General features: G+C 60.9%; 25 protein-coding genes and 1 pseudogene. 19 read left to right on the top strand and 7 right to left on the bottom strand.

Translation table 11 applies throughout. The annotated features are described in order from the left end of the window. The first annotated feature begins 291 nt into the window (after positions 1-291). Positions 292-1,878, top strand: coding sequence for an ABC transporter substrate-binding protein (locus tag AB1J88_RS21545; protein WP_430291934.1), 1,587 nt, complete (start codon positions 292-294; stop codon positions 1,876-1,878). Between the two features lie 132 nt (positions 1,879-2,010). Here the strand turns inward: AB1J88_RS21545 and radC are convergent, their stop codons facing one another. Then, entirely contained in the window at positions 2,011-2,685 is a 675-nt protein-coding gene (gene radC / locus AB1J88_RS21540; protein ID WP_041071940.1) for a RadC family protein, read from the bottom strand. 133 nt (positions 2,686-2,818) lie between these two features. Here radC and coaBC point away from each other — a divergent pair, with 133 nt between their 5' ends. The 4 genes and pseudogenes from coaBC (at position 2,819) to argB (ending at position 7,116) form a co-directional block, all read left to right on the top strand. Further along, positions 2,819-4,027, top strand: a complete 1,209-nt coding sequence (coaBC, locus tag AB1J88_RS21535) for a bifunctional phosphopantothenoylcysteine decarboxylase/phosphopantothenate--cysteine ligase CoaBC (RefSeq protein ID WP_430291933.1) — start codon at positions 2,819-2,821, stop codon at positions 4,025-4,027. A 5-nt stretch (positions 4,028-4,032) separates the two neighbouring features. Next, complete coding sequence (gene dut / locus AB1J88_RS21530) at positions 4,033-4,488, top strand: dUTP diphosphatase (protein ID WP_003229483.1); 456 nt, start codon at positions 4,033-4,035, stop codon at positions 4,486-4,488. Positions 4,489-4,816: 328 nt separating this feature from the next. Further along, a pseudogene (locus tag AB1J88_RS21525) lies at positions 4,817-6,193 on the top strand (phosphomannomutase/phosphoglucomutase); the annotation flags it as partial. A 17-nt stretch (positions 6,194-6,210) separates the two neighbouring features. Next, complete coding sequence (argB, locus tag AB1J88_RS21520) at positions 6,211-7,116, top strand: acetylglutamate kinase (protein WP_003229488.1); 906 nt, start codon at positions 6,211-6,213, stop codon at positions 7,114-7,116. Positions 7,117-7,281: 165 nt separating this feature from the next. Here the strand turns inward: argB and pyrE are convergent, their stop codons facing one another. Continuing rightward, complete coding sequence (gene pyrE / locus AB1J88_RS21515; protein WP_430291932.1) at positions 7,282-7,926, bottom strand: orotate phosphoribosyltransferase; 645 nt, start codon at positions 7,924-7,926, stop codon at positions 7,282-7,284. A gap of 82 nt (positions 7,927-8,008) precedes the next feature. On the opposite strand from pyrE, the gene AB1J88_RS21510 reads away from it, so the two are divergent. Further along, positions 8,009-8,788 (top strand): exodeoxyribonuclease III, encoded by a 780-nt coding sequence (locus AB1J88_RS21510; RefSeq protein WP_007920349.1) that lies wholly within the window; start codon positions 8,009-8,011, stop codon positions 8,786-8,788. A gap of 82 nt (positions 8,789-8,870) precedes the next feature. Here AB1J88_RS21510 and AB1J88_RS21505 read toward each other — a convergent pair whose 3' ends face one another. Together AB1J88_RS21505 and rph are read right to left on the bottom strand one after the other, a co-directional pair. Beyond that, a complete protein-coding gene (locus tag AB1J88_RS21505; protein WP_003229492.1) occupies positions 8,871-9,239 on the bottom strand; it encodes a DUF4870 domain-containing protein in 369 nt (122 codons plus the stop codon). A gap of 29 nt (positions 9,240-9,268) precedes the next feature. Next, entirely contained in the window at positions 9,269-9,991 is a 723-nt protein-coding gene (gene rph / locus AB1J88_RS21500) for a ribonuclease PH (RefSeq protein ID WP_003229494.1), read from the bottom strand. Positions 9,992-10,261: 270 nt separating this feature from the next. Here rph and AB1J88_RS21495 point away from each other — a divergent pair, with 270 nt between their 5' ends. From AB1J88_RS21495 to AB1J88_RS21470, 6 genes are all read left to right on the top strand, one after another. Continuing rightward, on the top strand, positions 10,262-11,125 hold the full coding sequence (locus AB1J88_RS21495) for a YicC/YloC family endoribonuclease (RefSeq protein ID WP_086792433.1): 864 nt from the start codon (positions 10,262-10,264) through the stop codon (positions 11,123-11,125). 10 nt (positions 11,126-11,135) lie between these two features. After that, on the top strand, positions 11,136-11,756 hold the full coding sequence (gmk, locus tag AB1J88_RS21490) for a guanylate kinase (RefSeq protein ID WP_041071927.1): 621 nt from the start codon (positions 11,136-11,138) through the stop codon (positions 11,754-11,756). Between the two features lie 167 nt (positions 11,757-11,923). Continuing rightward, positions 11,924-12,187: a DNA-directed RNA polymerase subunit omega gene (gene rpoZ / locus AB1J88_RS21485; RefSeq protein ID WP_008030604.1), complete on the top strand. Its 264-nt coding sequence runs from the start codon at positions 11,924-11,926 to the stop codon at positions 12,185-12,187. Between the two features lie 57 nt (positions 12,188-12,244). Then, on the top strand, positions 12,245-14,350 hold the full coding sequence (gene spoT, locus AB1J88_RS21480; RefSeq protein ID WP_041071922.1) for a bifunctional GTP diphosphokinase/guanosine-3',5'-bis pyrophosphate 3'-pyrophosphohydrolase: 2,106 nt from the start codon (positions 12,245-12,247) through the stop codon (positions 14,348-14,350). A gap of 24 nt (positions 14,351-14,374) precedes the next feature. Further along, positions 14,375-14,755, top strand: a complete 381-nt coding sequence (locus AB1J88_RS21475; protein ID WP_003229509.1) for a RidA family protein — start codon at positions 14,375-14,377, stop codon at positions 14,753-14,755. Positions 14,756-14,828: 73 nt separating this feature from the next. Then, the gene (locus AB1J88_RS21470) at positions 14,829-15,569 is read left to right on the top strand and encodes a hypothetical protein (RefSeq protein WP_027610405.1); all 741 of its coding nucleotides are present in this window, start codon (positions 14,829-14,831) and stop codon (positions 15,567-15,569) included. A 137-nt stretch (positions 15,570-15,706) separates the two neighbouring features. On the opposite strand, the gene AB1J88_RS21465 is transcribed toward AB1J88_RS21470, so the two are convergent. Continuing rightward, a complete protein-coding gene (locus AB1J88_RS21465; RefSeq protein WP_198758390.1) occupies positions 15,707-16,564 on the bottom strand; it encodes an SDR family oxidoreductase in 858 nt (285 codons plus the stop codon). 188 nt (positions 16,565-16,752) lie between these two features. Between AB1J88_RS21465 and exbB the strand changes: the two genes are divergently transcribed. The 6 genes from exbB (at position 16,753) to AB1J88_RS21435 (ending at position 23,595) form a co-directional block, all read left to right on the top strand. Next, complete coding sequence (gene exbB / locus AB1J88_RS21460) at positions 16,753-17,709, top strand: tonB-system energizer ExbB (RefSeq protein WP_430291931.1); 957 nt, start codon at positions 16,753-16,755, stop codon at positions 17,707-17,709. Between the two features lie 6 nt (positions 17,710-17,715). Beyond that, positions 17,716-18,144 (top strand): TonB system transport protein ExbD, encoded by a 429-nt coding sequence (exbD, locus tag AB1J88_RS21455; RefSeq protein ID WP_041071566.1) that lies wholly within the window; start codon positions 17,716-17,718, stop codon positions 18,142-18,144. Continuing rightward, complete coding sequence (locus AB1J88_RS21450; protein WP_430291930.1) at positions 18,141-18,890, top strand: energy transducer TonB family protein; 750 nt, start codon at positions 18,141-18,143, stop codon at positions 18,888-18,890. Before exbD ends, AB1J88_RS21450 begins: the two co-directional genes overlap by 4 nt. A gap of 210 nt (positions 18,891-19,100) precedes the next feature. Next, complete coding sequence (locus AB1J88_RS21445) at positions 19,101-20,030, top strand: hydrogen peroxide-inducible genes activator (RefSeq protein ID WP_007962352.1); 930 nt, start codon at positions 19,101-19,103, stop codon at positions 20,028-20,030. A 9-nt stretch (positions 20,031-20,039) separates the two neighbouring features. Then, a complete protein-coding gene (recG, locus tag AB1J88_RS21440; RefSeq protein ID WP_430291929.1) occupies positions 20,040-22,115 on the top strand; it encodes an ATP-dependent DNA helicase RecG in 2,076 nt (691 codons plus the stop codon). A gap of 79 nt (positions 22,116-22,194) precedes the next feature. Beyond that, on the top strand, positions 22,195-23,595 hold the full coding sequence (locus tag AB1J88_RS21435) for an aminoacyl-tRNA deacylase and HDOD domain-containing protein (protein ID WP_007962347.1): 1,401 nt from the start codon (positions 22,195-22,197) through the stop codon (positions 23,593-23,595). A gap of 264 nt (positions 23,596-23,859) precedes the next feature. Here AB1J88_RS21435 and AB1J88_RS21430 read toward each other — a convergent pair whose 3' ends face one another. Next, positions 23,860-24,243 (bottom strand): helicase, encoded by a 384-nt coding sequence (locus AB1J88_RS21430; protein WP_430291928.1) that lies wholly within the window; start codon positions 24,241-24,243, stop codon positions 23,860-23,862. A 369-nt stretch (positions 24,244-24,612) separates the two neighbouring features. On the opposite strand from AB1J88_RS21430, the gene AB1J88_RS21425 reads away from it, so the two are divergent. After that, on the top strand, positions 24,613-24,975 hold the full coding sequence (locus tag AB1J88_RS21425; RefSeq protein ID WP_430291927.1) for a DUF6124 family protein: 363 nt from the start codon (positions 24,613-24,615) through the stop codon (positions 24,973-24,975). Positions 24,976-25,027: 52 nt separating this feature from the next. On the opposite strand, the gene AB1J88_RS21420 is transcribed toward AB1J88_RS21425, so the two are convergent. Beyond that, on the bottom strand, positions 25,028-25,468 hold the full coding sequence (locus tag AB1J88_RS21420; protein WP_430291926.1) for a hypothetical protein: 441 nt from the start codon (positions 25,466-25,468) through the stop codon (positions 25,028-25,030). Positions 25,469-25,520: the final 52 nt, after the last annotated feature.

Below are 25,520 nucleotides of genomic sequence, written 5' to 3'. Positions count from 1 at the left end.
AGAAAGACCGGGGTGCAACAACAATGGATGTGCAATCGACCGGTAAAAAGGCGCATTTTCCGCCTGCAGACGCTTTGGATAAAGGCTGAGGCGCGCTTTGACCACTCGTCGCAGAAAACCGCTTTAAAAGAGGTTTCCGACTTTTCCTCGCGCAACGTGGTCTGAAAAACACCACTGTCCCGGCCCGAAAAATGCAAAAAGGGGATAGTCATTTGCAATCCAGCCCTCTAGGGTAACCCTTTTCCAGACTGCACCTGCAGATGGGCCTTCGATCTGTAAAGGAAGCCGACCATGCGCCTCGCTGCCCTACCCCTGTTGCTCGCCCCGCTTCTGCTGAGCCCATTGGCCCAGGCTGCCGCCCTGAGCGTGTGCACCGAGGCCAGCCCTGAAGGGTTCGACGTGGTGCAATACAACTCGCTAACCACCACCAATGCCTCGGCCGACGTACTGATGAACCGCCTGGTGGACTTCGACACCGCCAGCGGCAAAGTCGTGCCAAGCCTGGCCGACAGCTGGGAAGTCAGCCCCGATGGCCTGAGTTACGTGTTCAAGCTGCACCCGCAGGTGAAGTTTCACAGCACTGAATATTTCAAGCCGACCCGCACCCTGAGCGCCGAAGACGTCAAGTTCAGCTTCGACCGCATGCTCGACCCGGCCAACCCATGGCACAAAGTGGCGCAAAGCGGATTCCCGCACGCCCAGTCCATGCAGTTGCCGACGTTGATCAAGAAGATCGACGCACTCGACCCGCTGACCGTGCGCTTTACCCTTGACCACCCGGATTCGACGTTCCTCGCGACACTGAGCATGGGCTTCGCCTCCATCTATTCCGCCGAATATGCGGACAAGCTGCTCAAGGCCGACGCCACCGACAAGCTCAACAGCCAACCGATCGGTACCGGCCCGTTCGTGTTCACGCGCTTCCAGAAAGACGCCTCGGTGCGCTACAAGGCCAACCCGGACTACTTTGGCGGCAAGCCTGCGGTCGATCCGCTTATCTTCGCCATCACCCCTGACGCCAACGTGCGCCTGCAAAAACTGCGGCGCAACGAATGCCAGATCGCCTTGTCGCCAAAACCGCTGGACGTGAAGGCCGCGCAGGAAGAGCCGACGCTGAAAGTGGAAAAGACTGACGCGTTCATGACCGCTTTCGTCGGCATCAACAGCCAGCATCCACCGCTGGACAAGCCGGAAGTACGTCAGGCGATCAACCTCGCCTTTGACAAGGCCAACTACGTCAAAGCCGTATTCGAAGACACCGCCGAACCCGCCAACGGCCCTTACCCGCCGAACACCTGGAGCTACGCGAAGAACCTGCCGGGCTATCCGCACGACGTGGCCAAAGCCAAGGCGTTGCTGGCCAAGGCCGGGCTCAAGGACGGCTTCCAGACCACCATCTGGACGCGTCCGTCCGGCAGCCTGCTCAACCCGAACCCGAGTCTGGGCGCGCAGTTGCTGCAATCGGACCTGGCAGAGATCGGCATTCAGGCGGAAATCCGCGTGATCGAGTGGGGCGAACTGATTCGCCGCGCCAAGGCTGGCGAGCATGACCTGCTGTTCATGGGCTGGGCCGGCGACAACGGTGATCCGGACAACTTCCTCACGCCGCAGTTTTCCTGCGCAGCAGTGAAGTCCGGCACCAACTTCGCCCGCTACTGCAATGCCGACCTGGACAAGCTGATCAGCGCCGGCAAAACCACCAGCGAGCAAGGCGTGCGCACCAAGCTGTATGAACAGGCACAGGCACAGATTCAGCAGCAGGCGCTGTGGCTGCCGCTGGCACACCCGACCGCTTATGCGCTGACCCGAAAGGATGTGCAGGGTTACTCCGTCAGCCCGTTCGGGCGGCAGGACTACTCCAAGGTCAACCTGAAATAACCCACCACAACACAAAACCTGTGGGAGCTGGCTTGCCAGCGATAGCGGACTGACAGGCAGCATTGTGCTGAATGTACCGCCGCCATCGCTGGCAAGCCAGCTCCCACAGGGTTTTGCATTCTCCCACCGGATCTACATCCAACCACACTCCGCCATCGACAGCGGCTCGCCGTCGCCGATGATGAAGTGATCCAGCACTCGCACATCAATCAGATCCAGAGCCTTCTGCAGGCGCTTGGTCAGTTGCCGATCCGCCTGGCTCGGATCGCTGTTCCCCGATGGATGGTTGTGGCAGAGAATCACCGCCGCCGCGTTGTTGGCCAATGAGCGCTTCACCACTTCCCGGGGATGCACACTGGTATTGTCGATCGAGCCGCGAAACAGCGCCTCGAACGTCAGCACTTGATGCTTGGAATCAAGAAACAGGCAGCCAAAAACCTCGTGGGGCTCATGGCGCAGCATGGATTTGAGGTAATCCCGAACAGCCTGTGGATTCTCCAATGCCGGCTCTCTACGTGAGCGCTCGGCCAGATACCGGCGGTTCATTTCTTGAGCAGCCTGCAACTGCGCAAACTTTGCGGGCCCCAGCCCCAACTGTTTGCTGAATGCTTCCTGATCGGCCTCAAGCAACAAACGCAGGCTGCCGAACTGATTCAACAAGTGTCGCGCCAGGTCCACTGCGCTTTTTCCAGCGACTCCCGTACGCAAAAAAATCGCCAGCAACTCGGCGTCTGAAAGGCTCGCAGGGCCCTGTTCCAACAACCTTTCTCGCGGCCGCTCCGCCGCCGGCCAATCGCGAATACTCATACACATTCCTTGTCTGTGGGCGCCGCTGTTCCGTAGCGGTCGCTGTGATATCGTAGCCCATCTTTTTTGCGGGCGAATTCACCCTGGGGAGGGGGTTTCGCCACGTATCAACCACGAAATGAAAGGCAGACCTATGCAGCGGCTGTATCGGAAACGCATCGTTCTGGGCGTCGGCGGCGGCATTGCAGCCTACAAGAGTGCCGATCTGGTTCGTCGCCTGATCGACCAGGGTGCCGAAGTGCGCGTGGTCATGACCCATGGCGGCGCCGAGTTCATCACCCCGCTGACCATGCAGGCCCTGTCGGGGCACCCGGTTCACCTCGACTTGCTCGACCCGGCTGCCGAAGCGGCGATGGGCCACATCGAGCTGGCCAAGTGGGCCGATCTGGTATTGATTGCGCCGGCCACCGCCGACCTGATCGCCCGTCTGGCCCAGGGCATCGCCAACGACTTGCTGACCACTCTGGTTCTTGCTACCGACGCCGTAGTGGCGGTCGCGCCGGCAATGAACCAAGCCATGTGGCGCGATCCGGCGACCCAGGCCAACCTGCAACTTCTTGAAAGCCGTGGCCTGAAGACCTTCGGCCCAGCCTCCGGCAGCCAGGCCTGCGGTGACGTCGGCATGGGCCGGATGATGGAAGCCACCGATCTGGCGCAGTGTGCGGCGGACTGCTTCCTGCGTCAGGCACTGACCGGCAAACACGTGGTGATCACCGCCGGCCCGACCCAGGAAAACATCGACCCGGTGCGCTACATCACCAACCACAGCTCCGGGAAAATGGGCTTCGCTCTGGCCGAAGCCGCGGTGGAAGCCGGCGCCCGCGTGACCCTGATCAGCGGCCCGGTGCACCTGCCGACGCCGGATCGCGTCACCCGCATCGATGTGGTCAGTGCCCGCGACATGCTCGCGGCGTGCGAATCGGCCATCCCGTGTGATGTGTTCATCGCCTCGGCAGCGGTGGCGGACTACCGTCCGGAAGTGGTTGCCCCGCAAAAACTCAAGAAAGACCCTACAAGCGGCGACGGTTTCGTCCTGCAAATGGTGCGTAACCCGGACATCCTGGCCACCATCGCGACCCGTCCCGACCGTCCGTTCAGTGTCGGCTTCGCCGCCGAGACCGAACACCTGCTCGACTACGCTGCACGCAAGCTGAAAGACAAGAATCTCGATTTGATCGTCGCCAACGACGTGGCCAATCCGAGCATCGGGTTCAACAGCGAAGAAAACGCCTGCAGCGTGATCGACCGTCAGCTTCACGCCACCGTTTTCGCCCAGACCAGCAAGAGCAAGATCGCTCGCCAACTGGTCACTTTTATCGCCGAACGTCTGAACCAGGTTTAATTTACATGCACGCTTTGCAAGCCAAGATCCTCGACCCCCGCATCGGTACCGAATTCCCGCTGCCACAATACGCCACCCCGGGCTCCGCCGGCCTCGACCTGCGCGCCATGCTGGAACAGGACATCGTGATCAAGCCGGGTGAAACCGTGCTGATCCCAACCGGTCTGTCGGTCTACATCGGCGACCCGAACCTCGCCGCGCTGATCCTGCCGCGCTCGGGCATGGGCCACAAGCACGGCATCGTGCTGGGCAATCTCGTCGGCCTGATCGACTCGGATTACCAGGGCCCGCTGATGGTGTCCTGCTGGAACCGTGGCCAGAGCGACTTCACCATGACCGTCGGCGAGCGTCTGGCGCAGCTGGTGCTGGTGCCGGTAGTACAGGCGCACTTCGAAATGGTGGAAGAGTTCGTCGAAACCGAGCGCGGCGCGGGCGGCTTCGGTCATACCGGCACTAAATAACCCTGAAATATTATTGTGGCGAGGGGATTTATCCCCGATGGGCTGCGAAGCGGCCCCAAGACTTTTGGATCTGTTGCGCAACCATCGGGGATAAATCCCCTCACCACAAAATTCGTGCATTTCGGCAGCAGGTTTTAACACCGAAAATCAAGGTTTTGCCGGCCGAAAGCCGCGCCAGCCGAGGCGTCATGGCCCTTTCACACCACGAACTCTCTGTGGAAAACGCCGTCATACCCTTCAGTTTGAGCCTGCCGCCGAGTGAATCGTCGGTCTGTCCCGCCACTTTCGAGATGGAGCATTTGTGCAGATGAGCACCCCAGCCAAGATCGCCCCGAAGCTACCTGACAGCATCTTCCGCGCCTATGACATTCGCGGCACCGTGCCGGAATTCCTCAATGCCGAAACCGCGTACTGGATTGGCCGCGCCATCGGCTCGCAGAGCCTGGCCCAGGGTGAACCGAACGTGTCGGTCGGCCGCGACGGGCGTCTGTCCGGCCCGGAGCTGGTTGCCGAACTGATCCGCGGTATCGCCGAGAGCGGCTGCCATGTCAGCGACGTTGGCCTGGTTCCGACCCCGGCGCTGTACTACGCGGCCAACGTGCTGGCCGGCAAGTCTGGCGTAATGCTCACCGGTAGCCACAACCCGTCGAACTACAACGGCTTCAAGATCGTGATCGCCGGCGATACCCTCGCCAACGAGCAGATCCAGGTGCTGCACGAGCGCATCAAGACCAATGACCTGACCAGCGGTCAGGGCAGCGTCACTCAAGTCGAAATCCTTGACCGCTACACCACCGAAATCGTCCAGGACGTCAAACTGGCCCGCCGCCTGAAAGTCGTGGTCGACTGCGGCAACGGTGCGGCCGGCGTGATTGCCCCGCAACTGATCGAAGCGTTGAACTGCGAGGTCATCCCGCTGTTCTGCGAAGTCGACGGCAACTTCCCCAACCACCACCCGGACCCGGGCAAACCCGAGAACCTCGTCGACCTGATCGCCAAGGTCAAGGAAACCAACGCCGATCTCGGCCTGGCCTTCGACGGCGACGGCGACCGTGTCGGCGTGGTGACCAATACCGGCAGCATCGTCTACCCGGATCGCCTGCTGATGCTGTTTGCCCGCGACGTGGTGGCGCGCAATCCCGATGCGGAAATCATCTTCGACGTCAAATGCACCCGCCGCCTGGTGCCGCTGATCAAGGAATACGGTGGTCGCCCGCTAATGTGGAAGACCGGTCATTCGTTGATCAAAAAGAAAATGAAACAATCCGGTGCTCTATTGGCCGGCGAGATGAGCGGGCACATCTTCTTCAAGGAGCGCTGGTTCGGTTTCGACGACGGTATTTACAGCGCCGCACGGCTGCTGGAGATCCTCAGCAAGGAAAAATCCACCGCCGAAGAGCTGTTTGCGACCTTCCCGAACGATATTTCTACGCCGGAAATCAATATCCATGTGACCGAAGAGAGCAAATTCAGCATCATTGATGCACTGCACGACGCACAGTGGGGCCCAGGCGCCGACCTGACCACCATCGACGGCGTGCGAGTCGATTACGCCAAAGGCTGGGGCCTGGTGCGCGCCTCCAACACCACACCGGTGCTGGTGCTGCGTTTCGAGGCCGATGACGAGGCAGAACTTGCGCGTATCAAGGCGGTGTTCCACACCCAACTGAAACGCGTTGCACCTGATCTCCAACTACCGTTCTGATTCACCCGGAGCCCTGAATGACCCTCGAACGCGAAGCCGCCGCCCATACCGCCCAGGTTCTGTCCGAAGCGTTGCCTTACATCCGACGTTATGTCGGCAAGACCCTGGTGATCAAATACGGCGGCAACGCGATGGAAAGCGAGGAGCTGAAAACCGGCTTCGCCCGCGACATCGTCTTGATGAAAGCCGTGGGCATCAACCCGGTGGTGGTTCACGGCGGCGGCCCGCAGATCGGTGATCTGCTCAAACGCCTGTCGATCGAAAGCCACTTTGTCGATGGCATGCGCGTCACTGACGCGGCGACCATGGACGTGGTGGAAATGGTCCTCGGCGGCCAGGTCAATAAAAGCATCGTCAACCTGATCAACCGCCACGGTGGCAGCGCCATCGGCCTGACCGGTAAAGACGCCGGACTGATTCGTGCGAAGAAACTGACCGTCACCCGCCAGACTCCGGAGATGACCCAGCCGGAAATCATCGACATCGGTCAGGTCGGTGAAGTGGTCGGGATCAACACTGAACTGTTGAATCTGCTGGTCAAAGGCAACTTCATTCCGGTGATCGCGCCAATCGGCGTCGGTGAGAACGGCGAGTCGTACAACATCAACGCTGACCTGGTGGCCGGCAAGGTCGCCGAGGCGCTGAAAGCCGAGAAGCTGATGCTGCTGACCAACATCGCCGGCCTGATGGACAAGTCGGGCACTGTGTTGACCGGCCTGAGCACCCAGCAGGTCGACGACCTGATCGCCGACGGCACTATCTACGGCGGCATGCTGCCAAAGATCCGTTGTGCACTGGAAGCAGTTCAGGGCGGTGTCGGCAGCTCGCTGATCATCGACGGTCGTGTGCCGAACGCGATCCTGCTGGAAATCTTCACCGATACCGGTGTGGGTACGCTGATCAGCAATCGCAAGCGTCCGTAAGGCGTCGCACAAACCAAAAGACCCCGCTCAGCCTGACTGAGCGGGGTCTTTTTTTGCCTGCAATCCCTGTAGGAGCTGCCGCAGGCTGCGATCTTTTGACGTTTTGCTTTCAAAAAACAAGATCAAAAGATCGCAGCCTTCGGCAGCTCCTACAAGGGCAGCGCATCAGACGCCGAACTGGGCGCGGTACGCTTCCACAGCTGGCAGATGCTGCTTGAGCTGCGGATCGTCAGCGAGGAATTCCAGCACCTGGTTCAGCGAAACGATGCTGATCACCGGAATACCGAAATCACGCTCGACTTCCTGGATTGCCGACAACTCGCCGTTGCCACGCTCCTGACGATTCAGGGCGATCAACACGCCAGCGGCCTTGGCGCCATCCTGGGAAGCGATGATCTGCATCACTTCACGGATCGCGGTGCCGGCGGTGATCACGTCGTCGATGATCAGCACTTCGCCGGTCAGCGGAGCGCCGACCAGACTGCCGCCTTCGCCGTGGGCCTTGGCTTCCTTGCGGTTGAAGCACCACGGCAGGTCACGGTCGTGATGCTCGGCCAGCGCGACGGCAGTGGTGGCTGCCAGCGGGATGCCTTTGTAGGCCGGGCCAAACAGGACGTCGAAAGAAATGCCGCTTTCGGCGATGGCCGCCGCGTAGAAACGCCCCAGCTGCGCCAGGGCCGAGCCCGTGTTGAACAGGCCGGCGTTGAAGAAGTAAGGACTGGTGCGCCCGGACTTCAGGGTGAACTCACCGAAGCGCAAAACGCCGCGATCGATGGCAAAACGAATGAAATCGCGCTGATACGCTTGCATGAAAAAAACCCCAAATACCACGGATTTAGCTAATTAGCTTGACGCCGTGTATCATACACGCACGCGATTTTTGGGGCCATTTATGCGGATCATCAGTGTGAACGTCAATGGTATTCAGGCGGCAGTCGAGCGCGGTTTGCTCAGTTGGCTGCAAGCTCAGAATGCCGACGTCATCTGCCTGCAGGACACCCGTGCCTCCGCCTTTGAACTGGATGACCCAGCCTTCCAACTGGATGGCTACTTCCTTTATGCCTGCGATGCTGAAGTCCCTGCCCAAGGTGGCGTGGCTTTGTATTCGCGGTTGCAACCGAAGGCTGTCATCAGCGGTCTCGGTTTCGAGACGGCCGACCGCTACGGGCGCTACCTGCAAGCAGATTTCGACAAAGTCAGTATTGCCACCTTGCTGCTTCCTTCGGGGATGAACGGCGATGAGGACTTGAACCAGAAGTTCAAGCTCATGGACGACTTCGGCAAGTACCTGGACAAGCAGCGGCGCAAACGTCGCGAGTACATTTATTGTGGCTCGCTGTACGTGGCGCAGCAGAAGCTCGACATCAAGAACTGGCGCGACAGCCAGCAATCCCCGGGCTTCCTGGCGCCGGAACGCGCCTGGATGGACGAGATTGTCGGCAACATGGGTTACGTCGATGCCCTGCGCGAAGTCAGCCGCGAAGGCGACCAGTACAGCTGGTGGCCGGACAACGAACAGGCCGAGATGCTCAATCTGGGCTGGCGTTTCGACTACCAGATCCTGACCCCGGGCCTGCGGCGCTTCGTGCGCAGTGCACGCCTGCCGCGGCAGCCACGGTTCTCGCAGCACGCGCCGCTGATCGTCGACTACGACTGGACGCTGACCATCTAAGCGTCGATTTGTGGATGCAAAAAAGCCGACATCGCTGTCGGCTTTTTTGTGCGCGCTGATTACAGGTCATTTGTGCTGATCGTTATTTGATCAACCGCCAGGTGAACGGATAACGGTAGGGGAACCCTTCGTTCGCCTTCACCCCGGCAATGATCGTCAACACCAGCGCGCCGATGGCCAGCAGGCCCAGCAAGAAGAAGCCGATGATCAACACCATCAGCAGCAGACAGATCGCGGCAGCAATCGCCACGGTGATCTGGAAATTCAGTGCCTCTTTGCCCTGAGCGTCGATGAACGGATCAGTTTCGCGCTTCATCTGCCACAGAATCAGCGGCCCGATCAGGTTGCCGAACGGAATCCAGATCCCCAGCAAGGCGGACAAGTGACAAAACATCGCCCATTGGCGAACCTCCTGGCTCGGTTTGGGCAGCAACTCTTGCTCATCACTCATCGCGTCCTCCTTGCGGGTTACGAACCTGCTCAGTCGGCCAGTGCAGCCTTTTGCAGTTCGAAGATTTCGTTCATGCCTTTCTTGGCCAGCTCCAGCATGGCGTTCAGCTCTTCAGGCTGGAACGGCGCGCCTTCGGCGGTGCCCTGGACTTCGATGAAGCCACCGGTGCTGGTCATCACCACGTTGAGATCGGTCTCGGCGGCGGAATCTTCAAGATAGTCCAGATCCAGCACCGGCTCGCCCTGATACATGCCGACCGACACTGCGCCGATCATTTGCTTGAGCGGGTCGCCGCCTTTCAGGCCGCCACGCTTCTTGATCACTTTCAGTGCATCAACCAGGGCCACCATGGCACCAGTGATGGAGGCGGTGCGGGTGCCGCCGTCAGCCTGGATCACGTCGCAGTCGACGTACAGGGTCACGTCGCCCAGCTTGGACATGTCCAGCGCAGCGCGCAGGGAACGGCCGATCAGGCGCTGGATTTCCAGGGTGCGACCGCCCTGCTTGCCACGGCTCGCTTCACGCTGGTTACGCTCGCCAGTGGCGCGCGGCAGCATGCCGTATTCGGCGGTCAACCAGCCCTGGCCCTGACCCTTCAGGAAACGCGGCACGCCGTTTTCGACGCTGACGGTGCAGATGACTTTGGTATCACCGAATTCGACCAGTACGGATCCCTCGGCGTGTTTGGTGTAGTTGCGGGTAATGCGGATCGAGCGGAGCTGATCGGCAGCGCGACCACTTGGACGTTTCATAGGGAATACCTGTACTGGGGACGGAAAACTGCCGAGCATTATAGAGCGCTGCACCGTGCCTGGGCACGGGTTAAAAATTCCGGCCGTCGACACAACGCCCTGAAACGCACATAACCGACGGCCTGCAGCCCTTTGTCACACCGTGTGTTTGGGCGCATCCGCCGCACTGCGCTACAATCCTGCGCCTTTGCTGCCAGTCGGCTTAAATTCATTGATATCGAGCCTGCGGAACATCCCTTCTGCGCCGATCTGCATTGCGAGGTCACCGCCATGGTGCACAGCATGACCGCCTTCGCCCGCGTTGAGAAAGCCGGCGCCCAGGGCACCCTGAGCTGGGAACTGCGCTCGGTCAACAGCCGCTATCTGGAACCGCACCTGCGTCTTCCGGAGTCGTTCCGCGACCTCGAGGGCTCAGTGCGTGAAGCCCTGCGTCAGGGCCTGTCGCGGGGCAAACTGGAATGCACCCTGCGCTTCACCGAAGAAAGCACCGGCAAGCCGTTGCAGGTCGACCGCGAGCGCGCCGCACAATTGGTCGCCGCCGCCGAAACCGTTGCCGGGCTGATCAACAACCCGGCGGCACTGAACCCGCTGGAAGTGCTGGCCTGGCCCGGCGTGCTGGTGGCCGACGCGACTGATCCACAGGCGCTGAATGCCGATGCGCTGGCGTTGTTCAATCAAGGTCTCAAGGAACTCAAGGCCGGCCGCGAGCGCGAAGGCGCGGAGCTGGCACGCCTGATCAACGAGCGCCTGACCTCCATAGAAGAAGACGTCGTGACCCTGCGTGAACTGGTGCCGCAGATGCTCGCGACCCAGCGCCAGAAAGTCCTCGACCGCTTCGCCGACATGAAGGCCGAACTGGATCCGCAGCGTCTGGAACAGGAGATGGTCATGCTCGCGCAAAAGAGCGATGTGGCCGAAGAACTGGATCGCCTGAGCACCCACATCATTGAAGTCCGCCGGGTGCTCAAGTCCGGCGGTGCTGCTGGCCGGCGCCTCGACTTCCTGATGCAGGAACTCAACCGCGAAGCCAACACACTGGGCTCCAAGGCCTTCGACCCGCGCAGCACCCAGGCCGCCGTCAACCTCAAGGTGTTGATCGAGCAGATGCGCGAACAAGTGCAGAATATTGAGTAAGGCAACAGACATGACCCACCACACCGGCACCCTGTACATCATTTCCGCCCCTTCGGGCGCGGGCAAGAGCAGCCTGGTCAAGGCGTTGACCGACACCAACCCGGAAATCCGCGTCTCGATTTCCCACACCACTCGCGCCATGCGCCCGGGCGAAGTAGATGGCGTGAACTATCACTTCGTGACCCGCGAAGAGTTCGTGAAGATGGGCGAGCACGGCGACTTCCTCGAACGCGCCGAAGTCTTCGGCAACTTCTACGGCACTTCGCAAAGCCGTTTGCAGCAGACGCTGGACGAAGGCCACGACCTGATTCTGGAGATCGACTGGCAAGGCGCCGAGCAGGTCCGCAAGTTGATGCCGCAAGCCCGCTCGATCTTCATCCTGCCGCCGTCGCTGCAGGCCCTGCACCAGCGCCTGACCAACCGTGGCCAGGACAGTGACGAGATCATCGACGGCCGGATGCGCGAAGCGGTCAGCGAGATGAGCCACTACGTCGAATACGATTACTTGATCATCAACGATGATTTCGCCCACGCGCTGGACGATCTGAAAGCGATTTTCCGTGCCAATCAGCTGCAGCAGAAGCGCCAGCAAGTGCGTTTCGGCAGATTGCTGGCTGAATTGCTGGGTTAATCAGCACTTCCCAAAACCGCTGCAAGCGCTTTACATTGGTGCCTGCAGCGCTTTGAAGGGTCTGGTCAAAAAATCAGCGCTTCCCTAATCGCTGGTGATTTTTTAAACTGTTGAGTCCGCTCGCCCAACCGGGCAGCGCGCATATTGCATTCGCTCCGAGGAATACCATGGCCCGCGTAACCGTTGAAGACTGCCTAGAACACGTGGAAAACCGCTTTGAGCTGGTCATGCTCTCTACCAAGCGTGCCCGTCAACTGGCCACCGGCGGCAAAGAGCCTCTGGTCCAGTGGGAAAACGACAAGCCGACCGTTGTCGCCCTGCGTGAAATCGCTGAAGGCCTGATGAGCTACGAGTTCATCGCCGAGCAGGAAATCGTCCAGGATGAACCGCTCTTCGCTGCTTTCGAGGACGAGTCCAACGAGGCCGTCTAAGCCTATGCCTGGTCGACGTAGCACGGCGCGGGAACACAGCCTACGGCAGGAGTCATCATGCCGAGCATAGACGCCCTCGCCGATCGCTTATCGACCTACCTCGGCAACGACCAGGTCAACCTGGTCCGCCGAGCGTATTTCTACGCCGAACAAGCCCATGACGGCCAACGCCGCCGCAGCGGCGAGGCGTACGTCACGCATCCGCTTGCGGTGGCGAATATTCTTGCCGACATGCACATGGACCATCAGAGCCTGATGGCGGCGATGCTGCATGACGTGATCGAAGACACCGGTATCGCCAAGGAAGCGCTGCAAGCGCAGTTCGGTGAAACCGTAGCCGAACTGGTCGACGGGGTCAGCAAACTGACCCAGATGAACTTCGAGACCAAGGCCGAAGCCCAGGCCGAGAACTTCCAGAAAATGGCCATGGCCATGGCACGCGACATTCGCGTGATCCTGGTCAAACTCGCCGACCGCCTGCACAACATGCGCACGCTGGAGGTGCTGTCCGGGGAAAAACGCCGCCGCATCGCCAAGGAAACCCTCGAAATCTACGCGCCCATCGCCAACCGGCTGGGCATGCACGCGATTCGTATCGAGTTCGAAGACCTCGGCTTCAAGGCGATGCACCCGATGCGTTCCGCGCGGATCTACCAGGCGGTCAAACGCGCCCGGGGCAACCGCAAGGAAATCGTCAACAAGATCGAAGAATCCCTTGGCCATTGCCTCGCCATCGACGGCATCCAGGGCGAAGTCAGCGGACGCCAGAAACACCTCTACGGCATTTACAAGAAAATGCGCGGCAAGCGTCGGGCCTTCAACGAGATCATGGACGTCTATGCGTTCCGGATCATCGTCGACAAGGTCGACACCTGCTACCGCGTACTGGGTGCTGTGCATAATTTGTACAAACCGTTGCCGGGGCGCTTCAAGGATTACATCGCGATCCCCAAGGCCAACGGCTATCAGTCGCTGCACACCACGTTGTTCGGCATGCACGGCGTACCGATCGAGATCCAGATCCGCACCCGCGAAATGGAAGAGATGGCCAACAACGGCATTGCCGCCCACTGGCTGTACAAATCCAGCGGTGACGAGCAGCCCAAAGGCACTCACGCCCGCGCCCGTCAGTGGGTCAAAGGCGTGCTGGAAATGCAGCAACGTGCCGGCAACTCGCTGGAATTCATCGAGAGCGTGAAGATCGACCTGTTCCCGGACGAGGTCTACGTGTTCACGCCCAAAGGCCGGATCATGGAGCTGCCCAAAGGCTCCACGGCGGTCGACTTTGCCTACGCGGTACACACCGATGTCGGCAACAGCTGCATCGCCTGCCGGATCAACCGTCGCCTCGCACCGCTGTCCGAACCGCTGCAAAGCGGCTCCACGGTCGAGATCGTCAGCGCGCCCGGCGCACGGCCGAACCCGGCGTGGCTCAACTTCGTGGTCACCGGCAAGGCGCGCACGCACATCCGTCATGCGCTGAAACTGCAGCGCCGCTCCGAGTCCATAAGCCTTGGCGAACGCCTGCTGAACAAAGTGCTCAACGGTTTCGACAGCGCGCTGGAGAAGATCCCGGCCGAGCGCGTCAAGGCAATGCTCGCTGAATATCGTCTGGAACTGATCGAAGATTTGCTCGAAGACATCGGCCTGGGCAACCGCATGGCCTATGTCGTGGCGCGCCGTCTGCTCGGCGAAGGCGAGCAGCTGCCGAGTCCGGAAGGTCCGCTGGCGATTCGCGGCACCGAAGGGCTGGTGCTGAGCTACGCCAAGTGCTGCACGCCGATCCCGGGCGACCCGATTGTCGGCCACCTGTCGGCAGGCAAAGGCATGGTCGTGCACCTGGACAACTGCCGCAACATCAGCGAAATCAGGCACAACCCGGAAAAATGCATCCAGCTCTCGTGGGCCAAGGATGTCACCGGCGAATTCAACGTCGAGCTGCGCGTCGAGCTGGAGCACCAGCGCGGCCTGATCGCCCTGCTGGCCAGCAGCGTCAACGCGGCCGACGGCAATATCGAGAAAATCAGCATGGACGAGCGCGATGGCCGCATCAGCGTCGTCCAACTGGTGGTCAGCGTCCACGACCGTGTGCACCTGGCCCGCGTGATCAAGAAACTGCGCGCCCTGACCGGGGTCATCCGCATCACCCGCATGCGTGCCTAATTCACACCTAACAAGGAGTCATACATGACCAAGACTGTTATCACCAGCGACAAGGCCCCAGCCGCCATCGGCACTTACTCCCAGGCGATCAAGGCCGGCAACACTGTCTACATGTCGGGCCAGATTCCTCTGGACCCAAAGACCATGGAGCTGGTTGAAGGCTTCGAAGCCCAGACCGTCCAGGTGTTCGAGAACCTCAAAGCCGTAGCTGAAGCTGCCGGTGGTTCGTTCAAGGACATCGTCAAGCTGAACATCTTCCTCACCGACCTGAGCCACTTCGCCAAGGTCAACGAGATCATGGGCAAGTACTTCGACCAGCCGTACCCAGCGCGCGCCGCCATCGGCGTTGCTGCCCTGCCGAAGGGTTCGCAGGTCGAAATGGATGCCATCCTGGTCATCGAGTAATGCGCACGGCGCAGCCTTCAAACGCTGCGCCGACTGCTCTGCGGTAAAGAACAGGTTTTGAAAGGATTCCACCATGCGCAAAGCGCTTGCTCTCTCGCTGCTCGCCATTTTCCTCGGCGGCTGTGCCAGCGACCCCGCCGACCGTGACATCAGCGGCACCTGGATCAACCAGGTGGCGATCGACGCTGCTGCCAAGGGCGGCCCCCTGCGCGAAGCGCTTCAGGCCTATGGCCCGAACCTGGAGTGGGACGTCAACACCAAGGCCGGTCAGGCCCGCTACACCAACGGTTTCGAGAACGTCGAAGGACGGCTGCAGGGCGAACAGTCCGGCGCCTGGAAAGTCGACTTCTATGGCAGCTCCGGCAGTGAGCTGAAACGCGACGGCGGCCGGATGAAACAAGCCGCCACCGAGAACGAACCCGACCAGTTGTTCGACCGCGCACAAATCCCCGTACCGGAAGGCGCACCAATCGGTGCCAGCTTCGAACGCGCACTGTATTCGGCTTACCTGGGCGGCAGCTGGAAGATTGCCAGCGGCGACGGCGAAGGCAACACCGTGCAATTCCAGGCCGACGGCCAAGTGTCCGGCCTGCCCGGCGCCGACCGTTATGCGCTGTGCCTGGCAGGCGACTGCGCCTCGATGAACAGCGACCACGACAGCATGTGGCTGCAGCTCAACGGCCAGGGCAACAACTGGATCTTTGCCCGAAAAGGCAAGGCGCTGGAAATCTTCCAGGCAGTGAATACCGCACTGGCGGATGAAATGCCGCAGTTCACCCCGGGTGAGCGCAAGTGGTTGCTTGAGAAGCAGTAACCGCGCCTGAGAGCAACACATAACCCTGTGGGAGCGGGCTTGCCCGCGATGAGGCCATCAGACTCAACACTTTAGTTGACTGCCAAGCCGCCATCGCGGGCAAGCCCGCTCCCACAGTGGTTTGTGGCGTTAGAAAGTCAGCACTTGCCTTCAAGAATCGCCGCATAACCTTCGCGGTAACTCGGGTATTTCGGCGTCCAGCCCAGCGCCTTCGCACGAGCATTGCTGCAGCGTTTACTGCCAGTGCGGCGTACGCTGGCGTCGTCAGCCCATTCGGTAACCCCCAGATACTCCCGCAGCCAGGCGACCACTTCGGCCAACGGTGCCGGCGCATCGTCCACACCAATATAGATATCCTGCAACGGCTTGCCCTGATGAGCCGCCTGCAGCAAAAACGCCATCAGCCCCGCCGCGTCATCAGCATGGATGCGATTGCCGTACAGCGGCGGCTCGACCGCCACCCGATAACCACGACGCACCTGAGTCAGCAGCCACTCACGTCCCGGGCCGTAGATACCGGTCAGTCGCACAATGCTCGCCGGGATGCCGCTGCTCAGCGCCACTTGCTCAGCCTCAAGCATCACTCGCCCGGAATAGCCGCTGGCGACGGTCGCTGAATGTTCGTCGACCCACTCCCCTTCCTGCTGCCCGTACACACTGCTGCTGGAAACGAACAGTAGCCGATCAGGCGTCTGCCCGTAGTCGTCCAGCCAACTCAGCACATTCTGCAAACCCTGTACGTAGGCAGCGCGGTAACCGGCTTCATCGTGATCGGTCGCCGCCGCGCAATACACCAGATAGTCCACCGCCCCGAATGGCCAGTTTTCCGGGCAATCTTCCTTGAACAAATCACCAGCGACGCCGATGACGCCGTCCGGCAAACGCGACACATCACGGCGCAGACCCTGCACCTCCCAGCCGGCGGCCAACAATTGCGTAGCCAGACGACTGCCGACATCACCACAACCGGCAATCAAAACAGAAGGCGCGGACATCAAAAAACTCCCAAAAGAAAGGAACAGACTAGCCCTCGTACAGGACGAACGGCTAGCAATGAAGGAAAAAAAGAAACTCTATTACTTTTGTTAACAAGAATTACTTGCAATAATGCACCCCACTTTTGTTCTCGGCCTTACGAGGCCTGGAAGAGCATTACCGTTTTTCTACCTCAGGTCCGGCCAGCATGACACGTAATCAAACCCCCGCTTCGCCAACCAAACGACCTCGCGCCTTCAGCGCAGTGGCGGCCCTGCTGCTCAGCCTGATGCTGGCACCGACCGCCGCTTTCGCCGACGCACAAGCGCCAACCGCTCCGGCGGCCACCGAACAGCACGCACCAACTGCAGCCGCGCCAGCCACCACCGATCCGGTGCAGGCAGTAGACGCCGCCCCCGCAGACACCCCTGAAGTGCTCGAACCCGACAACACCTTGGGCATGGCCCACGACCTGTCGCCATGGGGCATGTATCAGAACGCCGACATCATCGTGAAAATCGTAATGATCGGTCTGGCCATCGCTTCCATCATCACCTGGACCATCTGGATCGCCAAAGGCTTCGAGCTGATGGGCGCCAAGCGGCGTCTGCGTGGTGAAATCGCGGCCCTGAAAAAGGCCGCCACCCTCAAGGAAGCCAGCGCCACTGCGGCGAAGGAAGGCACCCTGGCCAACCTGCTGGTGCACGACGCCCTCGAAGAGATGCGCCTGTCGGTCAACAGCCGCGAGAAAGAAGGCATCAAGGAACGCGTCAGCTTCCGCCTTGAGCGTCTGGTCGCCGCCTGTGGCCGCAACATGAGCAGCGGCACCGGCGTCCTCGCCACCATCGGTTCCACCGCGCCGTTCGTCGGCCTGTTCGGCACCGTGTGGGGCATCATGAACAGCTTCATCGGCATCGCCAAGACCCAGACCACCAACCTCGCCGTCGTGGCGCCGGGTATCGCCGAAGCGCTGCTGGCCACCGCGTTGGGTCTGGTTGCTGCGATTCCTGCGGTGGTGATCTACAACGTGTTCGCCCGCTCCATCGCCGGCTACAAGGCGCAGGTGTCCGACGCTTCGGCGCAGGTCCTGTTGCTGGTCAGCCGTGACCTCGATCACCAGCCTGAGCGCAGCAGCTCGCAACCACACATGGTGAAAGTGGGGTAATCGGCCATGGGCCTGCATTTGAAAGAAGGCGCAGACGACGATCTGGCCGAGAACCACGAAATCAACGTCACGCCGTTCATCGACGTGATGCTGGTGCTGTTGATCATCTTCATGGTGGCCGCGCCACTGGCCACTGTGGACATCAAGGTCGACCTGCCGGCCTCGACCGCCAAACCGGCGCCGCGCCCGGAGAAACCGGTGTTCCTCAGCGTTAAAGCTGATCAGCGCCTGTACATCGGCGACGATGAAGTCAACGCCGATACCCTCGGCGCAACGCTCGACGCCAAGACCCAGGGCAAAAAAGACACCACCATCTTCTTCCAGGCCGACAAGGGTGTGGACTACGGCGACCTGATGAGCGTGATGGATAAACTGCGCTCGGCCGGTTACCTGAAGGTCGGTCTGGTAGGACTTGAGAGCGCAGCCAAGAAATGATCACGACGCGCCATAAGCTGACGCGTTACAGCGGTAGCCTGGCCGTGGTGCTGGGCGTTCATGCGCTGGCCATCGCGCTGGCGCTGAACTGGACCGCCCGCCCGCCCATCGAACTGCCGCCGCAGGCAATGATGGTCGAACTGGCACCGGTTCCGGCCCCGCCACCGCCTGCTCCGCCGAAAGTCGTCACACCGCTGCAGCCACCAGCTCCGGTCGAAGAGTTGCCGATCCCGAAACTGGCTGAAGCACCCAAGGCCGAGATTGCCGTACCGAAGCCCAAACCCAAGCCAAAGCCGAAACCGCAGCCGCCCAAGCCCGTCGAAAAGAAACCGGAGCCGGTGAAGGAAAAACCGGCCGAGGAAAAACCGGCTGACACCCAACCGACTCAGGCGCCGACGGAGAAATCCGCCCAGCCCGCACCGGGCCCGTCGCCGGCACAAATGGCCGCCAAGGCCAGTTGGCAAGGCACCCTGCTCGCGCACTTGGGCAAATACAAGAAGTACCCGGCCAGCGCACAGGCTCGCGGCAAGGAAGGCGTGAACCGTTTGCGCTTTGTGGTCGACGCTGAAGGCAACGTGCTGTCATTCGAACTGGTGGGCCGCTCGGGCAACGCCGACCTGGATCGGGCCACCCTGGAAATGATCCGCCGCGCACAACCGCTGCCCAAGCCACCGGCCGATATGCTGAACAACGGCTCGATCGAAATTGTGGCGCCGTTTGTGTACTCGCTGGACCGTCGTCGTTAAGTAGCAAGATCAAAAGATCGCAGCCTTCGGCAGCTCCTACAGGTATTCGGCCCCTGTAAGAGCTGCCGAAGGCTGCGATCTTTTGTTTTTCAGCTCATCCATAAACGGCAAACTCACATTGCCCGGTGTCGCATTCCTCACTCAGTCTGATAACGTGCGTCTATCGATTGCAGCCGTTATGCTTGGCCCGCAACTTCATGGACGCTCGCTATGACCCTCACAGAATTACGCTACATCGTTACCCTCGCCCAAGAGCAGCACTTCGGCCACGCCGCCGAGCGTTGCCACGTCAGTCAGCCGACCCTGTCGGTGGGCGTGAAAAAACTTGAAGACGAACTCGGTGTGCTGATTTTCGAGCGCAGTAAAAGCGCCGTGCGCCTGACTCCGGTTGGCGAAGGCATCGTCGCCCAAGCGCAAAAGGTGCTGGAGCAAGCGCAAGGCATCCGTGAACTGGCCCAGGCCGGCAAGAATCAGCTGACCGCCCCGCTGAAAGTCGGCGCGATCTACACCGTCGGGCCGTACCTGTTCCCGCACCTGATTCCGCAACTGCACCGGGTCGCCCCGCAGATGCCGTTGTACATCGAAGAAAACTTCACCCACGTGCTGCGCGACAAACTGCGCAACGGCGAGCTCGACGCGATCATCATCGCCCTGCCGTTCAACGAAGCCGACGTGCTGACCCTGCCGCTGTACGACGAGCCGTTTTACGTCTTGATGCCAGCCCAGCACCCGTGGACGCAAAAAGAATCCATCGACCCGGGCCTGCTCAACGACAAGAGCCTGTTGCTGCTCGGCGAAGGCCACTGCTTCCGCGATCAGGTGCTGGAAGCCTGCCCGACCCTGACCAAGGGCAACGACGGCGCCAAACACACCACGGTGGAATCCAGCTCGTTGGAAACCATCCGCCACATGGTCGCGTCCGGTCTGGGCATTTCGATCCTGCCGCTGTCGGCGGTGGACAGCCATCACTACGCCCCGGGCGTGATCGAAGTGCGTCCGCTGTCGGCGCCGGTGCCATTCCGCACTGTCGCCATCGCCTGGCGCGCCAGCTTCCCACGGCCGAAAGCCATTGAGATCCTCGCCGACTCCGTTCGCCTGTGCTCGGTGGCCAAGCCCGCCGCGCCGGTCACGGCCGGTTAAGCCAGGGTCATGACCGAGCTGTCGCAAGTGTCGGTGACGGCACTCAAGGGTGTCGGCGAAGCCATGGCCGAGAAACTGGCCAAGGTCGGCCTGGAAAACCTCCAGGATGTGCTGTTTCACCTGCCGCTGCGTTATCAGGATCGCACCCGCGTGGTGCCGATCGGCCACTTGCGCCCGGGCCAGGATGCGGTGGTCGAAGGCACCGTCAGCGGCGCCGATGTGGTCATGGGCCGGCGGCGCAGCCTCGTCGTGCGCATGCAGGACGGCACCGGCGGGCTGAGCCTGCGCTTCTACCATTTCAGCAACGCGCAGAAAGAAGGCCTCAAGCGCGGCACACGGATTCGCTGCTACGGCGAAGTACGGCCCGGCGCTTCGGGGCTGGAAATCTACCACCCGGAATACCGCGCCATCACCGGTGACGAACCGCCGCCAGTGGATGAAACCCTGACCCCGGTCTACCCACTCACCGAAGGCCTGACCCAACAGCGCCTGCGCCAGTTGTGCATGCAGACCCTGACCCTGCTCAAGCCGAACACCCTGCCCGACTGGTTGCCGACCGAACTGGCTCGCGACTACCAACTGGCGCCGCTGGCCGATGCGATCCGCTACCTGCACAATCCGCCCGCCGACGCCGAGGTCGATGAGCTGGCCCTCGGTCATCACTGGGCCCAGCATCGCCTCGCTTTCGAAGAACTGCTGACCCATCAACTGTCGCAACAACGTCTGCGCGAAAGCATGCGTTCACTGCGCGCACCAGCGATGCCGAAAGCGACGAAGCTGCCGCCGAAATACCTGGCCAACCTCGGCTTCAACCCGACGGGTGCTCAACAACGCGTCGGCAACGAAATCGCCTACGACCTCAGCCAGCACGAACCGATGCTGCGGCTGATTCAGGGCGATGTCGGCGCGGGCAAAACCGTGGTCGCCGCCCTCGCGGCACTGCAAGCGCTGGAGGCCGGTTATCAGGTCGCGCTGATGGCGCCGACCGAGATCCTCGCCGAGCAACACTTCATCACCTTCAAACGCTGGCTCGAACCGCTGGGCATCGACGTCGCGTGGCTGGCCGGCAAGCTCAAGGGCAAGAATCGCGTCGCCGCGCTGGAACAGATCGCCAGCGGCACGCCGATGGTGGTCGGCACCCATGCGCTGTTCCAGGACGAAGTGCAGTTCAAGAATCTGGCGCTGGTGATCATCGACGAGCAACACCGCTTCGGCGTGCAGCAGCGTCTGGCGCTGCGGCAGAAAGGCGTCGGCGGGCGCATGTGTCCACACCAACTGATCATGACCGCCACGCCGATCCCGCGCACGCTGGCGATGAGCGCCTACGCCGACCTCGACACCTCGATCCTCGACGAACTGCCGCCCGGTCGCACCCCGGTCAACACCGTGCTGGTCACCGACACCCGTCGCGTCGAAGTTATCGAACGGGTGCGCAGCGCCTGCGCCGAAGGGCGTCAGGCCTATTGGGTGTGCACGCTGATCGAAGAGTCGGAAGAGCTGACCTGTCAGGCCGCCGAAACCACCTTCGAAGACCTCACCGCCGCCCTCGGCGAGCTGAAAGTCGGGCTGATCCACGGGCGCATGAAGCCCGCCGAAAAAGCCGCGGTCATGGCCGAATTCAAGGCCGGCAACCTGCAACTGCTGGTCGCCACCACCGTGATAGAAGTCGGCGTCGACGTGCCCAACGCCAGCCTGATGATCATCGAAAACCCCGAGCGCCTCGGCCTCGCACAGTTGCACCAGTTGCGCGGCCGGGTTGGCCGGGGCAGCGCGGTCAGCCATTGTGTGCTGCTCTACCATCCGCCGCTGTCGCAAATCGGCCGCCAGCGCCTGGGCATTATGCGCGAGACCAACGACGGTTTCGTCATCGCTGAAAAAGACCTCGAACTGCGCGGCCCCGGCGAAATGCTCGGCACCCGTCAGACCGGCCTGCTGCAATTCAAGGTCGCCGACCTGATGCGCGACGCCGATCTGCTGCCCGCCGTACGCGATGCCGCGCAAGCTTTGCTCGAGCGCTGGCCGACTCACGTCAGCCCATTGCTCGACCGCTGGTTGCGCCACGGGCAGCAATACGGCCAAGTGTGAGCACCGTCGCAGTTTGTGCAGGATCGTTCCGACAGAGCTGGTTATACTCCTGCCATTGTTTCAAAAACGGATACAGACCATGACTGACGCAGCTCTCGCCCCCGAACTTCCGCACGCGCCGTCTGTAATTCGGCTGCTGCTCGGCAAGCTGGGTATCGCCTACGAAGAAGTGCTCGACCACCACGGCCTCAATGCTTCGCGCAAGGTACAAGCCGTGTTGCTGGACGACGCCGTGGGCGCGCTGATGGTGCTGTTTCCGCAGAGCCAGTTGCTCGACCTCAATCGCCTCGCCGAACTCACTGGCCGACGCCTGACCGCCGTGTCCACCGAGCGCCTGGAAAAGATGCTCGGCAAACACAGCCTGAGCCTGCTGCCGGGCCTGCCGGCGCTGACCAGTTCGCCGTGCCTCTACGAAGAAAGCCTGCTGCGCGAGCCGAAGCTGCTGATCAACTCCGGCGAGCCGGGCGTGCTGCTGGAGATCACCAGCGAAGCCTTCAAGACCATGCTGACCAAGGCCAGCGCCGCCAACTTCGGCGAAGCCCTGAGCAGCATCCGCCCGAACCTTGATCGCCCGGACGATGACCGCGAGGAAATCACCCAGGCCGTGCAGGCGTTCACTGCACGCCGGATTCAGCAGCGTCTGGAAGCGACTATCGAAATTCCGCCGCTGGCCGAAACCGCGCAAAAAATCATCAAACTGCGCGTCGACCCCAACGCCACCATCGACGACATCACCGGCGTGGTCGAAACCGACCCGGCGCTGGCTGCACAAGTGGTGAGCTGGGCGGCGTCGCCGTACTACGCCTCGCCGGGCAAGATCCGCTCGGTGGAAGACGCGATCGTTCGCGTGCTCGGTTTCGATCTGGTGATCAACCTCGCGCTGGGCCTGGCCCTCGGCAAGACCCTGAGCCTGCCGAAGGACCACCCGCAACACACCACGCCGTACTGGCAGCAATCGATCTACACCGCCGCCGTCATCGAAGGCCTGACCCGCGCCATGCCGCGCGCCCAGCGCCCGGAAGCCGGCCTGACCTATCTGGCCGGTCTGCTGCACAACTTCGGCTACCTGCTGCTGGCCCACGTGTTCCCGCCGCACTTCTCGCTGATCTGCCGCCACCTGGAGGTCAACCCGCACCTGTGCCACAGCTACATTGAGCAGCACCTGCTGGGCATCAGCCGCGAACAGATCGGCTCGTGGCTGATGCGCTATTGGGACATGCCCGATGAACTGGCCACCGCCCTTCGCTTCCAGCACGACCCAAGCTACGACGGCGCCTACGCCGAATACCCGAACCTCGTCTGCCTGGCCGTGCGCCTGCTGCGCAGCCGCGGCATCGGCTCCGGCCCCGACGAAGACATCCCCGACGCCCTGCTCGAACGCGTCGGCCTGACCCGCGACAAAGCCAACGACGTCGTCAGCAAAGTGCTTGAGGCTGAAGTCCTGCTGCGTGAGCTAGCTTCGCAATTCAGCCAGGCTTGAAAACTTCGCGAGCAAGCTCGCTCCCACAAGGTTTCGGTGACCTCCTGTGGGAGCGAGCTTGCTCGCGAAGAATCCACCCCAATCTACCTGCCTGACACAAAACCTGTGGTGAGGGGATTTATCCCCGACCGACTGCGCAGCAGTCGCAAACCCAACTAACAGGATGTGTCAGTTATATCGAGGTCTCAGGTTTTGGGGCCGCTGCGCAGCCCATCGGGGATAAATCCCCTCACCACAACAGCCCATCCACTCAAGCCCTTCTACTCAAGCCTTAGGCTTGGCATTCCTCGGCTTCAAATACTTCATCAACCCCTGAAACCACATCACCAGCGCCGGATTCCCCTTCAGCTGGATCGACTTGTCCTGAATCCCCTGCATGAACGCCAGCTGCTTGTTCTTGGCCTGCATCGTGGCAAAGGCATAACCCGCATCCTTGAACGCAATCGCAAACGCCGGCTCCGCCACCACGCCAGACTTGCTGGTAATGCGCTGATTCTTCACCACGAAATGCCGCGCCACTTTCCCGTCCAGCGTCTGCAGCTGAAACACCAGATCCTTGTCACCCAACTGCTGCTGGAACGCAGGATTTGTCCGGCTGGCCTTACCCATCAACAAACCCATCATCCACAGAAGAAAACGAAATTTCATGCGCACAGCCTCAAAAGGAAAATGAACGGCCGGGGCAGTGTAAGGGATTCGGACGATAACGCCACTATCCGCCGCTATTGGAAGATGATGCAGACCATTTCCCGCACGATGACCGCCAAGTCACACTTCTGCACCCACCGTCCTACACCTGTTGAAACACATCCCTGTAGGAGCTGCCGAAGGCTGCGATCTTTTGATCTTCCAGCCTGCAAACCTATGGGAAATTTCCTGCAAAGCGCCGCGATACCTATGAACTAGGCAGGTTGGCAGTTCGTCGATAGCCTTTGCTTGTCGCCGCCAAATCGGTGACCGGATGTGCAAGTCCGAAATCCGGAGCAAATCTCTTCTAACTCCAAAGGATTTACACCGATGACCAACCCGACACCCAACACTGAGGACACCTCGCCCTACGAATCTTTCGATTCAAGAAAACTCCACGAAGCCGCCGAACGCGCCCTCGACCACCACTTCAAACCATGCATCGAATCCCAACCCAAACGCGAAACCGGCCTCTTCAGCCTCTGCCCCGGCATCGACGCCGAAGCTCTCATGGCCAACGCCTCCGAAGACCTCCTGTCCATCAGCGCCATCGCCTGCGACCTCGCCGACGACCTCCACGGCTCCCGCCGCTCGGTAGCACTGGCCCTGAGCAGAATGGCGGACGGGGTGCGATTGATGGTGGAAGGGACGCTCGACCATATTGAAGTGCGAAACCTGGCAGCCAAGTCGTAGCGGGATTTGCGGATGAAAAAAAGGGGACGTTAAGTCCCCTTTCTTAAAGACTTTATCTCCACTGACAACCCGTCTCTGGGGAGGCCTCGATGCTGAAGTCTTCATCGAACGAATACTGTTTGTAGGATTTGTAATTCGTGTAGCGCATCGAGTTCACGCGAGCGCCTTGCGTTGCAATGACATACTGCCCCGTCACCGCACCGTCTGAAATTTCCACCCAAGTCGTCGTGAATTCGTAGGGGCCGTCCTCCGTCATGACGTATTCTTCGGTTCGGTGATGAACCAGAGCAATGGCGTTCTTCGACTTGCTATACCTGACACTTGCGCCGCTCCATTTGGCGGCCGCGTCGTAATAGGTTCTGAATTCAAAATCGATATTTTTGCCTTCCAGCGAGCGGAAGCACCTTACCTGTGTAGAAACTTCACTGTGCGCTGCCAGTGGCATTAGAAGAAGCACAGAAATAAACGCAGGCAAAAATTTCAAACCGAACATTCCTTTAGCGGTTTCATGAGGTATCAGAAAACACATCTACAGCAACTCAACG

Source organism: Pseudomonas sp. S8 (genome assembly GCF_050473925.1).
Taxonomy (GTDB): Bacteria; Pseudomonadota; Gammaproteobacteria; order Pseudomonadales; family Pseudomonadaceae; genus Aquipseudomonas; species Aquipseudomonas parakoreensis.
Note: the sequence above shows the minus strand (reverse complement) of the source record. Positions and strands in the feature narration are given on the sequence as shown.